Origin of the sequence: Jejuia pallidilutea (genome assembly GCF_002973595.1) — a bacterium.
GTDB lineage: Bacteria > Bacteroidota > Bacteroidia > Flavobacteriales > Flavobacteriaceae > Jejuia > Jejuia pallidilutea.
The window spans coordinates 55682-70813 of sequence record NZ_PVEO01000010.1; the positions used below are offsets into that span (position 1 = coordinate 55682).

The 15132-nt window shown below is 33.9% G+C and carries 10 protein-coding genes; 3 read left to right on the forward strand and 7 right to left on the reverse strand.

What is annotated here, in order from left to right; translation table 11 throughout:
• Positions 1-51: 51 nt before the first annotated feature.
• The 6 genes from CLV33_RS14555 to CLV33_RS14580 form a co-directional block, all read right to left on the reverse strand.
• Positions 52-1611: a hypothetical protein gene (locus tag CLV33_RS14555; RefSeq protein ID WP_105474525.1), complete on the reverse strand. Its 1560-nt coding sequence runs from the start codon at positions 1609-1611 to the stop codon at positions 52-54.
• Positions 1612-1671: 60 nt separating this feature from the next.
• On the reverse strand, positions 1672-2427 hold the full coding sequence (locus tag CLV33_RS14560) for a hypothetical protein (RefSeq protein WP_042248376.1): 756 nt from the start codon (positions 2425-2427) through the stop codon (positions 1672-1674).
• 165 nt (positions 2428-2592) lie between these two features.
• Positions 2593-3615, reverse strand: coding sequence for a UDP-glucose--hexose-1-phosphate uridylyltransferase (locus tag CLV33_RS14565; RefSeq protein WP_105474526.1), 1023 nt, complete (start codon positions 3613-3615; stop codon positions 2593-2595).
• Positions 3616-3637: 22 nt separating this feature from the next.
• Positions 3638-4795 (reverse strand): galactokinase, encoded by a 1158-nt coding sequence (gene galK, locus CLV33_RS14570; RefSeq protein ID WP_105474580.1) that lies wholly within the window; start codon positions 4793-4795, stop codon positions 3638-3640.
• 11 nt (positions 4796-4806) lie between these two features.
• Positions 4807-5697: an aldose 1-epimerase gene (locus CLV33_RS14575; RefSeq protein WP_170064029.1), complete on the reverse strand. Its 891-nt coding sequence runs from the start codon at positions 5695-5697 to the stop codon at positions 4807-4809.
• A gap of 12 nt (positions 5698-5709) precedes the next feature.
• Entirely contained in the window at positions 5710-6702 is a 993-nt protein-coding gene (locus CLV33_RS14580) for a GntR family transcriptional regulator (RefSeq protein WP_105474528.1), read from the reverse strand.
• Between the two features lie 173 nt (positions 6703-6875).
• On the opposite strand from CLV33_RS14580, the gene CLV33_RS14585 reads away from it, so the two are divergent.
• The 3 genes from CLV33_RS14585 to bshA all read left to right on the forward strand — a co-directional run bounded on the left by CLV33_RS14585 (position 6876) and on the right by bshA (position 12850).
• Positions 6876-8525, forward strand: coding sequence for a sodium/sugar symporter (locus CLV33_RS14585; protein WP_042243903.1), 1650 nt, complete (start codon positions 6876-6878; stop codon positions 8523-8525).
• Positions 8526-8718: 193 nt separating this feature from the next.
• Positions 8719-11631 carry a glycoside hydrolase family 3 N-terminal domain-containing protein gene (locus CLV33_RS14590; protein ID WP_105474529.1) on the forward strand — a complete coding sequence of 971 codons (2913 nt, stop codon included), beginning with the start codon at positions 8719-8721 and terminating at the stop codon, positions 11629-11631.
• 82 nt (positions 11632-11713) lie between these two features.
• The gene (gene bshA, locus CLV33_RS14595) at positions 11714-12850 is read left to right on the forward strand and encodes an N-acetyl-alpha-D-glucosaminyl L-malate synthase BshA (protein ID WP_105474530.1); all 1137 of its coding nucleotides are present in this window, start codon (positions 11714-11716) and stop codon (positions 12848-12850) included.
• A gap of 76 nt (positions 12851-12926) precedes the next feature.
• Here the strand turns inward: bshA and CLV33_RS14600 are convergent, their stop codons facing one another.
• Positions 12927-15008 (reverse strand): mucoidy inhibitor MuiA family protein, encoded by a 2082-nt coding sequence (locus CLV33_RS14600; protein WP_105474531.1) that lies wholly within the window; start codon positions 15006-15008, stop codon positions 12927-12929.
• Between the last annotated feature and the right edge of the window lie 124 nt (positions 15009-15132).

Consider the following 15132-nt stretch of genomic DNA (forward strand, 5'->3'; position numbering starts at 1 on the left):
ATGGGATGTTGTTGTTCAAATGTTGGGTAACTAAGATATAGCAATAGTTTTTTAGTCATCTTCCGGAAATGTAATGTGCTGATAGGCACCCAAATCAGGAGTTTTTGTTCTGTTTATATTTAAAATATCGGTTGGTACTTGGTTGGCAAAAAATGCGTTTCCTTGCCCATTGGCAGCAGAGTTATCTCCAATAATTAGCATATTGGCCTCAGGATCCTTAAAATCGGGGTCTTGGTTAAAAATAACATTTTCGTATAAAGTTGTATTTTCAAAATCAAAATTGTTGCCCGTAAAATTATTGTTTCTATCATCAAAACGTACCAAACAATTGGTAAATTTAAAGTTAAAACTTACCGCATTGTCTTCAACTTCGTCTAAAATAAACTCAGGGTTATCATTACCATAAATAATACAATTATTAAAATTGGCTTCTACTAAATCTGTTACAATGGTAGTGTCATCTTCATCAACAATAAAATTATTTACAAGTAATGCAGGCAATGGTCTTGGGCCATTGTTCCAATAATTGGCTATGGTGCAATGTGTAAAATTGTATTTTCCGCCAAAAGTTGTTGCCAAAACAGACTGTCCCGCATTATTTAGTACCACATTTTCAGCTTCTATTGAGGTGTTTCTACCTAAAATACCAAAACTTGCTGAGTTATAAATTTGCGAATTAGAGATGGTTAATTTATCTGCGGTAGCGTTGCCGTCGGATAGAATACCTACTAATGCGTTTTTTATGGTAGCGTAGCTAAATGTATTGTTTACACTGCCATCGAGCAGCCAAATGGTGCCCCATTGGCCTGGGCGTTCAGAAAAATTTGGTTCTAACCGGTCGCCTTCAAAAATTACTTCGTTTTCTAGTGTTTCTTGGTCTGGGCTAAATGCGCCATTTACATTTATAGATGCTCCTGATTGAACAATAATACCCGAATTTTCGTGAAAATGCAAGCGTGCACCAGCTTCGATGGTTAGTGTTTCTCCTGTAGGAACTCCAGCAAACCCATAAATTACATAGGGTTTTTCGTTGGTAAAGGTCAGTTCTTCGGGTAATAGTTCTCGCCCTTGTAGGTCTGTTTCTACAAGGTCTCCATCTATATTTAGCGTTAAGGTTTCAATAATTTTAGTTGTATTGTCTCGGTCTGGGTAAATAAAAATAGCATCTTTTATTAAGGTTACAAGCTGAACTTCTTGCAGGTTGTTTCCAGAGTCAAACTCAATTTGGTCTGTATATAAATATTCGCCGTTGGGGTTTGGGAAATTATTAATATCAACTGTAGTTTCAACAAAAATAAAGAGGCTATCGTTGGCCAATAGTTCTATGTTTTCAAAGGTTTTTCCTGTAAGGCCATCAACGCTTAATCGGTATTGAGAGGCATCTCCCAAGCCTAATTTTAGTGTAGGAATTAAAATATCGTCGTCGCTGTTGTTGTACACTTTTAAATTATAGGTGCTAGAGCCAATATTTGTAAATATGGTGTCTAAATACACGGTGTCTTTAGAAAATGCTAGATTGCCAGTGCTTGGGGAAAATTCAAAATCTTTTCTACAGGAGCTCCAAAGTATTAAAAAACAAATTGTAAGTACGGGGTAGATGTAGTTCTTCATTCGGTTTCAAAATAAATATGGTTAAAAATATAACTTTTGAAACGAAGAATTAGTATGATATTAATTTTTTAAGCGCAATGTGTCTTTTGAGGCCTCAAACTCGTGTGTAATCTTTAAAAATTCTTTGCTAAATTCTACAAGGGAATCTAACAGGATAACTTTGTTTTCTTTAGAAATTAATTCCTTGTTTAGGTTTTTGCTGTCGCAGTAATCTAAAAATAGATGTGCATATGCTTCGGGAATATTTAAATCGTCTTTAATTAATTTTAAATTAAATAAGTCATCTTTTTTAAATAGCGAATCTAAATGCTTGTATTCTATAAATTCTATAGGTTTTGGCTTATTTTTCCTTTTGAATAATTTCCCTATCATTTGTGCTATTGCAACAAAGTCCATTCCATTAGAGTACGACGATTGCGGTACATACAACTGCATATTGTTTTTTCTATCTCTTGCCAGTGCATTTTCTGCATTTTGGGTGTATTCTAGCGGATTAAATTTGTTTTTATCGTCGCTTAATAAAATTTCATCCAGTTCGTTTACAGACTTTTTTAATTCAAAAATTGCTATATCATCAAAATCACTTTGCTTAAGTTTTACCATTTTTGAATGATGGAATAGAGATTCGAAAAATAGTGTATCGTTAACCGAGGCAGAAATAGAGAAATCGCCTTCGTTATTTGTGTAGGTTAGCCTTTTTTGGCTCACGTTGTAAACCCTTATACCTTTAACGGTAGATTCGGTATCGTAAACTTTACCTTTAATGGTTTGGGAAAATAGGCTAAGGGGGAATAATAACAAAACAATGTATTTCACGGTTTGATGGGTTTTGTGATTTTCAAATTAAATGTATTTGGCTTTTAATACCTCTAATTTAAGATACTTTAACAAGTAAATTATTGAATCCTTAACATTTGTTAATAAAAAAACCTAACAAAAATAATTGCTGTTAGGTTTAAAAGAGTGGTTTTAGCTTGTTATTTATAACAAGGCTTTAATCATTTTTACAGCACTTTCGGCAGTTATATCGCGTTGTGGCGACCCAAACATTTCGTAGCCTACCATAAATTTTTTAACGCTTGCACTTCTTAATAATGGTGGATAAAAACTCATGTGCCAATGCCAGTGCGTGTTTTCCTTACCATTAGTTGGTGATTGGTGTATACCGCTTGAATAGGGGAATGATGTGTTAAAAATTTTATCGTAAGCTTTGGTTAAAACAGCAATAGCTTCGGCATATTGTAGTGTTTCAGCTTCTGTCATTTCTGAAATATTGGCCATATGCCGTTTAGGTACAATCATAGCTTCAAAGGGCCAAATTGCCCAAAATGGCACCAAGACCACAAAACCATCATTTTCAAAAATAATACGTTCCTGATTTTCTGATTCTTGTGCTAAATAATCGCCTAAAAGACTGCTACTGTTTTTGTTGAAGTAATTTAGTTGTTGTGTATTCTTTTTGTAAACTTCGTTAGGTAGGGTAGACTGGCTCCATATTTGCCCATGAGGATGTGGGTTGCTACATCCCATAACGGCACCCTTGTTTTCAAAAATTTGTACATAGTTAATTTTAGGGTTGCTACCCAGTTCTTTATATTGGTCTTGCCACGCGTAAACTACTTTTTGGATTTCCAGAGGCGACATGTCTGCTAAACTTTTTGAATGATCTGGACTAAAACAAATTACCTTGCAGATACCTGTTTCACTTTCGGCAATAAGTAAACCGTCGTTAACATTAAATTTTGGTGAATCGCTCTGTAATGCGGCAAAATCGTTGGTAAAAATAAATACATCTTCGTATTTTGGATTTACTTCGCCATTTATTCTAGTATTACCTGCACATAGGTAGCAAGTTTTATCGTATGTTGGTCGTTTTTCATTATTAACAGTCTCGTTTTGTCCTTGCCATGGCCGTTTGGCACGATGCGGAGATACCAACACCCATTCTCCTGTTAATATGTTAAAGCGTTTATGAGAGTAATCTTGTAAGTTAGAGTTTTCCATTTTAAATTTTATTGTATGTAGTTTAGTAGGTTTGTCGCACTAAATGTGTACCGTCTGATAATTGAATAAAATATACAGAACATGCTTTATCGAATTTATTTTTATAAGCTTTAGATGCTGTTTCAGCAAAAGCTTTGGCTTCGCTTTTGGCTACAAGGTTTATGGTACAGCCGCCAAAACCGCCACCCATCATTCTTGCACCCAAAACATGTTTGTTTTTTTTGGCTTGTTCTACTAAAAAATCCAACTCATCGCAACTAACCTTGTATTGGGTAGATAAGCCATTGTGAGATTGATAGATTAGGGCTCCTAAGGTTTCTAAATCACCATCTTCAATAGCTTTAGCAGCTTTTACAGTTCTGTTATTTTCTTGAATTACATAAAGTGCTTTTTGGTAATTTGCTGGTGTAACCTTATCGATTATGGTTTCTAAATCTGCCTCGGTAGCATCTCTAAGTGCTTTAACATCTAATAATTCTGATATACTTTCGCAAGCCGATCGCCTATCATTGTAAGCACTATCGGACAAACTATGTTTAACATTAGTGTTTATAAGCATTAATTGATGATCTTTAAAATTAATTTCGTAGGGTTTAGATTCAACCGTTCTGCAATCTAAATGCAAAGCGTTATTTTTTATTCCAAACATGCTGGCATATTGATCCATAATCCCACAATTTACGCCAACATAATTATGTTCTGCCTTTTGTGAAATTAAAATCATATCGTGTTTAGATAACCCAAGTTTAAAAAGCTCGTTTAAGCCAAAAACCACACTGTTTTCTAATGCGGCAGATGAGGACATACCAGAGCCTCCGGGGATATTTCCTTTTATTATAATGTTAAAATCGCCAACAACAATATTTCTGTTTTGTAATTCGGCTACAACACCAAGTACGTAGTTTTCCCAACTACCTTCTTTAGAGGGTTTAAGTTTGTCTAATTCAAAATTAATAGTACTATCTAAATCTAAGGCAATGGCGGTAGAATGTCCAGAATCGCTTTTTTGTATCGCTGCTGCTATACCTTTATCTACTGCTGCAGGAAAAACAAAACCATCGTTATAATCGGTATGTTCTCCTATAATGTTTATCCTTCCGGGAGAAAAAACAAGTAAAGGGTCTGCTTTAAATGTTTCAACAAATTTATCTTTTACATCTTTAATTAGTGTTGCGCTCATTATATTTTGGTTTAGTTGTTCTGTATAGTTATCGTCCAAGTTATAGCGTAGGTTTCGCTGGGTTTTAAGGTGTTTAGCCCTATTTTATTGTTAAAGCTGTTAGAAACTCCAGTTGTAGGCTCTATGGCAATAGTGTTGGCTTTGGGCGGTGTGTAAGCCTGTAAAAAATTATTGTTGCCAGTAGCATTGAATTGTAGATTGTATTCGGGTGTTTCAAATAATACTTTATCAGAATTTAAAATCCAGCAGTCATCTAAAAAATTATCTTCAATTTTAAGTGCATTGTTGGTTTTAATTGTTGTTGTTCCTTCGGTAATGTTGCGCGCTCCAATGATAAGTTTTTCTTTACTATCAAAAATAAGCTTACTTTCATATAAATTAGCACTTGTAAAATAAGGGTGCCAACCTAAGGTAAAAGGAAACGTTTTTGTACTGGTGTTTACAACGGAAAGTTTTACATCTATTGATGTTTCTGCAAACACATAATCTAATTTAATTGTGTAGGTGTAAGGAAATCCTTTAGATACCTTTTTTTCTATGTATTCTAGTGAAATCGTAGCAGTATCTGCGGTTAATTGGCTATTAACTAATTGAAACGTTTTGTTGTAAACCAAACCATGTAATGCATTTTGTTCTTCCTTTTGGTTAATGTTAAATTGAAATGTTTCGCCCTCAAACTCATAGGAGCCATCTTTTATTCTATTGGCAAAGGGAAATAAAATTGAAGATGCGTATGTGGTACTGTATGGTAACGGACTTAAATCTTGGATAATAGCCTTATTGTTTAGTTTAAGTTCTTGTAAACTGGCGCCTTCATCTAAATAAATTTTACCATAAACAGAAGCTTTGGCATTTTTAACTTCCAGGATGTTTTGTGCTTTAATGTGTTGTAATGCGTACAATTTTATAATGTTTTAAAGTGAATGTCTTACTATAAAGTGGTTTGGGTTTTCAATGTGTTTATGTTCGTTATTTTGAATCATTTCTGCTAACCGTTTTCCCATGGCTGTAAAATCTGTAGAAATAGTGGTAATGCCACCTTCTACAATTTCCTTAAGCAAGGTGTCGTTATAAGAAATAATGCCAATATCTTTTGATAATGATAATTTGTCTGCTCTAATTTTTTTAATAACATGAAGTAGGTTTTTATCATCGGGAATAATGTATAGTTCTCCTTTTTCAAGGGTTTTGTCTTCGGCAGATTCTAATATATGGTATGGTAAATTTCGTTTCTCACAAAACTTTATAAAACCATCTTTCATGCCTTTTGGTTGTTTTTTAGATGAAAATACTAAGAGTAGTTTCTTGTATTTTTTTATGTTTTGAAAAGCTTTTTCCAAATTTTCGTAAATATCCTTTTCAAAATTTTGATATATACCAGCGTATTTGTTTAGCTCTTTTGGCATTTGGTCTAAAATATAAACTTTATCCTCTGGCAGGTTGTTTAGCAGTGTGTGGGTACCGTTTAAATTGGCTGGCATAATTACATAACTATTATAATCTCCAACGTTATCTTCTAACACCTTTTTAAAAACATTATAGTTGAAATGATGAAAATAAATATCTACCTCAACATTACTGTTTACGTTGTTAACGAAAGCATTATATAGGTTTTCCTTAAATGAATTTAATTCATCAAACAATAATAAAACCTTTTGTTTTACATCAATATTCTCACTGGTTACATAATAGCCCTTACCAACTACAGATTGAATAATACCCCTACTTTTTAAATCGTTAAAAGCCATTAAAACGGTATCTCTAGACAGTTTGTGCTTTTCTTTTATGGCGTTTATAGAGGGTATTTGGTCTCCCTTTTTTAATTTCCCTTTAGAAATCGCTTTTTCGATAGAAAAAACGATTTGTTGGTACTTAGGAATGCTTAGTTTTTTTTTAATTTCAATCATTTCATTTCAAACATTGCGTTGTAAATATATAAATATTTTTGCCAAAAACCCTACTATACCCTACTAGTTTGTTAAATTGACTGATTTACACCCTTAAATATGAACTATTTCCCCTTTTCTTTAAATATAAATACATATATTTGAAACTTTAATCAACCAAACTAAATAGAATTATGACATCAGGATTTGATACGTGGGATTATGTAGTGTTTATTGCTTACGCCATACTTATTTTGGGTGTAGGGTTATGGGTGTCTCGAGATAAGAAGGGGCACCAAAAAAATGCAGAAGACTATTTTTTAGCAAGTAAATCTTTACCATGGTGGGCTATAGGCGCATCACTTATCGCTGCAAACATATCGGCTGAACAATTTATAGGTATGTCTGGTTCTGGTTTTGCTTCTGGGTTAGCTATAGCGTCTTACGAATGGATGGCTGCTTTAACATTAATTATAGTTGGTAAATACTTTCTTCCAATTTTTATCGAGAAAGGGTTGTATACTATACCAGAGTTTGTGGAAAAACGATATTCAACTAACTTAAAAACAATTTTGGCCGTTTTCTGGATTGCATTGTATGTATTTGTTAACCTTACCACGGTTTTATATTTGGGTTCCCTAGCTTTAGAAACCATTATGGGAATTCCGCTTATGTATGGTGTAATTGGGTTAGCTTTATTTGCTGCCGCTTATTCATTATATGGCGGTCTTTCGGCTGTAGCATGGACAGATGTAATTCAAGTTGTATTTTTGGTTTTAGGTGGTTTAATTACAACCTATCTAGCGCTTAATACCGTATCGGGTGGGGAAGGTTTTATTTCTGGACTAACTACAGTATTTGAAACCGTACCAGGACGTTTTGAAATGATTTTAGACGAATCGAACCCAGAGTATCAAAACTTACCTGGAATTGGTGTGCTTGTAGGTGGTATGTGGGTTGCAAATTTATATTATTGGGGTTTTAATCAATATATTATACAAAGAACATTAGCGGCAAAATCGCTTAAAGAAGCTCAAAAAGGTATTTTATTTGCTGCTATTTTAAAATTAATAATACCTCTAATTGTTGTTATACCTGGTATAGCCGCTTATGTAATGGTGAATGACCCTGAAATTATGGCACGATTAGGTGTGAGTGCTTCAGAAAATTTACCATCGTTAAATCAAGCTGATAAAGCATACCCTTGGTTGTTACAGTTTTTACCTGTTGGTTTAAAAGGTGTTGCTTTTGCTGCCCTTGCTGCTGCTATCGTATCTTCTTTAGCGTCTATGCTAAACTCAACTTCTACCATATTCACTATGGACATTTATAAGCAATACATTAATAAGAATGCTAACGATAAAGCTACGGTAAATATGGGTAGAATTTCTGCGTTTGTTGCTTTAATTATAGCGTGTATTGTAGCACCATTATTGGGTAATTTAGATCAGGCGTTTCAATTTATACAAGAATATACTGGTATTGTAAGTCCAGGAATTTTAGCAGTATTCTTGTTAGGGCTATTCTGGAAGAAAACTACAAACAAAGCAGCTATAGTTGGTGCATTGGCATCTATTCCAATAGCCATGTACTTTAAGGTAGCACCCAAAGGATGGTCCGATTCTGCATTCTTCGTAAATGTACCGTTTATGGATCAAATGGGCTATACTTTACTGTTAACCATGGGTGTAATTGCTGTATTTAGTTATATTCAGCATAATGGTGCTGATGACGAAAAAGGTATTCCCATTACAAAACAGTTGTTTAAAACTTCACCTTTGTTTAATGTAGGTGCATTTGCAGTTATGCTTATTTTAACTGTGCTTTATGCCTTATTCTGGTAATTTAATACTACAATTTATTTTATATACATGCCCTTAAGTTTTCTTGCTTAGGGGTTTTTTATTTGCAAGTCGTCAATTTTATAAGTTTCTACATAAAACTATCTTAAAGTGTTTTCCTCTTTTTTCTAAAAGTGTTAATTTGCCACGTTTATTAGTTAAATGCTAACAAATCAATTTGCTTAATTAATCCCCTATGCGCCATTTCTTTTGTTTCCTATTTTTTTCATGTTTATTTATAAACGGACAAAATTCTACACATCCATTACAGACCAATGATGCCGAAGCCCAAAAAAAATGGGTAGATAGTATTTATAATGCAATGACACTTAAGGAAAAAGTAGGGCAGTTGTATATGGTTCAGGTCATGTCCAATCAAAATTCAGTATTAAAAAACAGAGTTGTTAAATTAGTGAGAGATCACCATATAGGCGGTATTATATATTCTAATGGAGGTCCAAAACGTCAAGCACGTTTAAATAATGAATTGCAGGCTTTATCTAAATTGCCAATGCTTATAGGTATGGATGCAGAATGGGGGTTAAACATGCGTTTAGATTCTACCTATGCCTTTCCATATAACATGGCGCTAGGTGCAATAACAGATAATAATTTGGTAGAACAAACAGGACGACACATTGGCGAACATTGTAAACGATTGGGTGTACATTTTAATTTTGCACCTGTAGTAGATATCAATACAAATCCTAAAAATCCTATTATAGGCAATCGTTCATTTGGAGAAGATAGAGATAATGTCACCGAAAAAGCTTTAGCCTTTATGAAAGGCATGCAGAGTGCAGGTGTTTTAGCCAATGCCAAACATTTTCCAGGACATGGTAATACAGAAACAGACTCGCACCTTACCTTGCCAACCATAAATTTTAATGCAAAACGTATAGATTCTGTTGAGCTATATCCCTACAAGGAACTCATAAAAAAAGGTTTATCTAGCGTTATGGTTGCACACCTAAATGTGCCAAGTTTAGAGCCCAGGGAAGGCTATCCTTCATCATTATCAAAACATATTGTTACCGATATTTTAAAAGATTCTTTGGGGTTTAAAGGGCTTATTTTTACAGATGCCCTAACCATGAAAGGTGCAGCAAATTTTAGTAATACTGGAGATATAGATTTAGCTGCTTTTAAAGCGGGAAACGATGTAATGCTAATGTCTGAAGATGTTGAAATTGGCGTAGATAAAATTATGGATGCCCTTAATAATGGGGAGATTACAGAAGAGCGTTTGGCGCATTCGGTAAAAAAAATATTAATGGCAAAATATAAAGTAGGCTTGCATAATTACGAGCCTGTTGGCCTGTATAATCTAGATGCCGATTTAAACCGATTGAAAGATGACATTCTCTACGAAGACTTACTAGAAAATGCTATTACTGTTGTTAAGAATACTAACGATTTAGTACCACTTACACGCTTAGAAACCAAAACACTGGCCTATGTGGCATTAGGTGATGATGATGGTACACCTTTTTATAATGAACTAAAAAAGTATACTAAAATTCATAAAATTGAAGCAAACCAACTAGATGTGTTAATTAATAAGTTACAGTCTTACAATACAGTTATTGTTGGCTTTCATCGTTCAAATGAAAACCCATGGAAATCGCACAAATTCTCTAATAAAGAATTGGTTTGGTTGTACGAAATAGCACAAACCCACGATGTAATATTAAATGTGTTTGTAAAGCCGTATGCATTAGATGATTTAAAGACTATAGAAAATATCGAGAGTATCATAGTAAGCTATCAAAACAGTACAATAGCACAGGAGAAATCTGCACAATTAATCTTTGGCGCTATTCCTTCAAAAGGAAAATTACCAGTATCTACAGGGCAGTTTTTTAAGGCAGGCGAAGGTATTGTAAACAATCCTATAAAACGTTTAGGGTATACCATTCCAGAACGTGTGGGCATGAGTTCAGAGAAGTTAAAACGAGTAGATTCTATTGCTAAAATAGCTGTAGATTCTATGATGACTCCGGGCATTCAATTACTAATAGCTAGAAAAGGCAAAGTTATTTATAATAAAAACTTTGGAAAACATACTTACGATGGCAATAGAAAAGTATCTTTTGATGATATTTATGATGTAGCCTCACTTACTAAAATTTTAGCGACTTTACCTTTAGTTATGGAAATGGAGGAGAAAGGTTTAATTTCCTTAAACAGCAGCTTATCAGAACTGTTGCCCGAATACAAAAATTCAAACAAGGCAAACATTACCATAAAGCAAATGTTATCCCACTATGCGAGATTACGCCCTTGGGAACCATTTTATTACCATACCTTAGATACTGCTACAAAACGACCTAGTGGAAAATACTACCGTACCAAGAAAAGCAAAAAATTTGAAATAGAAGTGGCTAAAAACTTGTATTTAAGAACAGATTATCAAGATTCTATACAAAAAATCATTAAAGAATCTGAGCTTTTAGATCGGTTGCGTTATCGGTATAGCGATTTTCCCTATTATATTTTAAAGAAATTTATAGAGAAGCATTACGACAAAGGTTTAGACGAGTTGGTACAAACCCACTTTTATCAATCACTAGGTGCAAATTACACTATGTATAATCCGTATCGAAAAATAAGTAATCAACACATTGTACCTTCTGAGGTAGACGACTATTATCGTTATCAAAAAGTGCAAGGTTATGTACACGATATGGGTGCTGCGATGCAAAATGGTGTAGGTGGGCATGCAGGTATTTTTAGTAATGCCAACGATGTGGCAAAAATTATGCAAATGTATTTGCAAAAAGGCTTTTATGGCGGTAAACGTTATTTAAGCCCGTCTATTATCGATAAATTTAATACGTGTTACTATTGTGAGAAAGACAATAGGCGCGGTGTTGGCTTCGATAAGCCCCAACTAGATGAAGAAGGTCCTACTTGTGGTTGTATTTCTATGACAAGTTTTGGACATTCGGGCTTTACAGGAACTTATGCCTGGGCAGATCCAGAAGAAGAAATTGTTTATGTGTTTTTGGCTAATAGAACGTATCCAAAAGCAGGAAGAAACCTGTTGTTAAAACGAAATATAAGAACCGAAATTCAACGCTTAATTTATGAAGCGATAGAAGATTAAAATTGGTACTTAAAGTTATAAGTTTATTAAAACTCTTTTAATTTTTCAGTCACTTTAAGCTTTAATACTTAAACCTAAAAATATGAAAATAGGCATTGTTTGTTACCCTACATTTGGCGGTAGTGGTGTGGTTGCTACAGAACTAGGGCTAGAACTCTCTAAGCGAGGACATGAAATACATTTTATAACCTACAATCAGCCCGTAAGGTTAGAGTTATTAAGTAATCATGTGCACTATCATGAAGTTAACGTACCCGAATATCCGTTGTTTCATTACCAACCTTATGAGTTGGCTTTATCGAGCAAACTTGTGGATATGGTAAAATTGCATGGTATAGAAATTTTACACGTACACTACGCCATTCCGCATGCCTATGCAGCGTATATGGCTAAAAAAATGTTATTGGAAGAAGGTATTCATGTTCCTATAGTTACTACGCTGCACGGTACAGACATAACGTTGGTTGGCAGCCATCCGTTTTACAAGCCAGCGGTAACGTTTAGCATAAATAAATCAGATGCGGTTACAGCAGTTTCACAAAGTTTAAAGGAGGATACTTTACGTTTGTTTGATATTAAGAATGATATACATGTAGTACCAAATTTTATCGATTTAGATAAGTATAATCATAAGTTTACCGATTGTCAACGTGGTATGATGGCAGACGATAACGAAAAAATTATTACACACATTAGTAATTTGCGTCCAGTAAAACGTGTACAAGATGTTATTGAGGTGTTTTACGGCATTCAGAAAGAACTTCCCGCTAAATTAATGTTTATTGGTGAAGGGCCAGAAAAGGAACGTATAGAAAACCAATGTAGGGATTTAGGTATTTTAGATAAGGTTATTTTCTTTGGAAAAAGCAACGAAATAGATAAAATACTGTGTTTTAGCGATTTGTTTTTGTTGCCATCACAGACTGAAAGTTTTGGTTTGGCCGCTTTAGAAGCAATGGCCTCTGGTGTGGCAGTTATTTCTAGTAATACAGGAGGTATTCCAGAGGTAAATATACATGGAGTTTCGGGCTTTTTAAGTGATGTTGGCGATACAGATGATATGATTAAAAATGCACTATATATTTTAAGCGATGAAGAGCGCCTAAAAACCTTTAAAAACAACGCAAGAAAAGAAGCCTTAAAATTTGATTTACACGCTATTGTACCTCAATATGAGAAAATTTATGAGGACACGTTGTCTCGGTGTTTGGTGTTGTAGGTAGGTAATTCTTGCATTAAAAATTCAAAACTAAAAAACGGAAAAACTACTAAGTTCTCCCGTTTTAGTTTTAGTCTTAAATATTAATCTTCCTGTATTTGGGGTATTTAACTGCATACGAGAAGTAATACGTTTTAGAGCTGTTGGTGTTAATTTGCGCTTTCCATTTTAGAATGCCTTTTTTTGTATCATAATCTGATGCGCCAGTATCCATTACATCTACTTTAATGTCCTTATTCTGGGATACGGGAATTCTGTCTACAATAAGTACGTCTATGGCCGATGTCTTATTGTTTTTAATATGTATTTCGTAAGATTTATCTAAAATTCTATTGTTACCAATAAGGTTGGTTTTCTTAAAATTGTTAGTAGGCTTTCTTGTAATTACTACATTTGGATCTATTCCCAATGATACGGTTAAGCTATCGGTAGTGGCATAAGGGTTTATGTTGGTAATGCCAGAATAGCTATCTTCAAAATACACATTTACTTCTCCAGGTAATAAATTGTATTGTTGCCAATTACCAATTTTTGCAGTTAAAAATACGTTTTCGTTTATAACAGGTGCTGTAAAATATAGAAAGGTTGCAGGGACTTTAAAACTATCTATTTCTATAACGCTAATATCGCCATCTGAAGCTATAGTAGCCAATTTTTGAATTTCAAAATTTGTATTAGTAATGCCTTCTGTTACAATATCGCCGTTAGAGGTATAACTTCCTTTTTTAGTTGTAATAATTACAACGCCATTTGATGCCCTACTGCCATAAATTGATGATGCTTCGTTGCCTTTTAAAATATCTACACCAGCTATCATATTTTCATCTAATTTTTTAAAGTCGTACTCGTTGCTAGTAACGCCATCGATAACATACAGAGGCGTACCTTTAGATTTAAGGGAGCCAGCTCCTCTTATTTTAATGTTTGATGTACTAGATAGACCAGAAACACTTCCCGAAAGGGCATTAATGGATGCTGTACCGTAACCAACTACAACCACTTCATCCAGTTGCGACGCATCTTCTTGCAAACTTAAATTTATAACACTAGAATGTATAGGTATGGTTTCTGTAACATAACCTAAATAAGATACCACAAGTTCTTTAGCGCCTTTGGCATCTATGGAAAAGTTACCATCAAAATCTGTACTTGTACCAATGCTTGTGCCTTTTAAAAGCACACTTACTCCTGGTAAAGGCAAGCCGCTGGCATCGGTAATTACGCCACTAATATGTTTTACAAACGGATTATGCTTAAACTCGTAACGTTTTGTTGCGTTTTCTGATAGGTATTGGCTATTTCTGCTTATAAAGTTTAAGTATTTTGGGTTAATATCTGGTTTTAAATTATTGGTGTTAGGGTCGTTTGTAGAAAGTGTAAGCTTTACGTTGTCCCAATTCACACCCGTATTTTGGTATACATGTGCCTTGTAATTTAGCTGTAATGGTTTATTAATGTCCTTTGCTTTTAAATCGTAATTTGGAAACCAGCCCGCATGCGTTACATTATATTTTATAATTAAATTAAGCTGTTTGGTGGTGTTACTATTAAGTTTTACTTTAATTTCTCCTGTTTGTATTTTATCGTCTGCATTTAATTCTGCTAGCTGTTTCTTTATATCCTCAATTTTACTAGTGTATTCCTTGGTATTTTTTAAAGATATGTGCATAAGCTTATTAAGCTCAGTAATACGAGTTCTATAATAGGCCGCAAACTGTTTTAGTTTTTCTAGGTTTACTACTTCATTACTATTTCCAAGAGTTCTATTGTGTTCAATAATTTTTATTTCTTGTGTATAACCTTCCATTAAACCTTTTTCTAATTGAATAGCATCATTTAATGTTTCAATGTTGTTTTGAAAAGTTGTAATAGCTTCGGTTTTATCAAACTTAGTAATATGGTTAATGGCATAATTTATAGATAGAATAGAGGCGCCATCTAACCCAGAGATTTGAATGCTATTTTCTTGAATGTAGGGCGATAGTTTAATAAAAGAAAACTCGGTTGTTCCAACAGGTAATTTAACCGAAGCATGTCGTGTTACTTGTGCACCATCTACAAATACCGTAACTGTTTTTATGTTGGATTTTGTGGGATTTGTTGGCGAAGCAAAAGTAAAAGATACGTTTAACAAGAATACTAAGAATAGATGTTTCATGATTAGTTATTTAAAAGTTTTATTTAAAACTAATCACACTATAAAATTTAAAAAACCAAGAATGAGTTATCTCTACCTTTTAATGCGTGAAACACCATTATGGCATAGTTTCTATAAATAATTT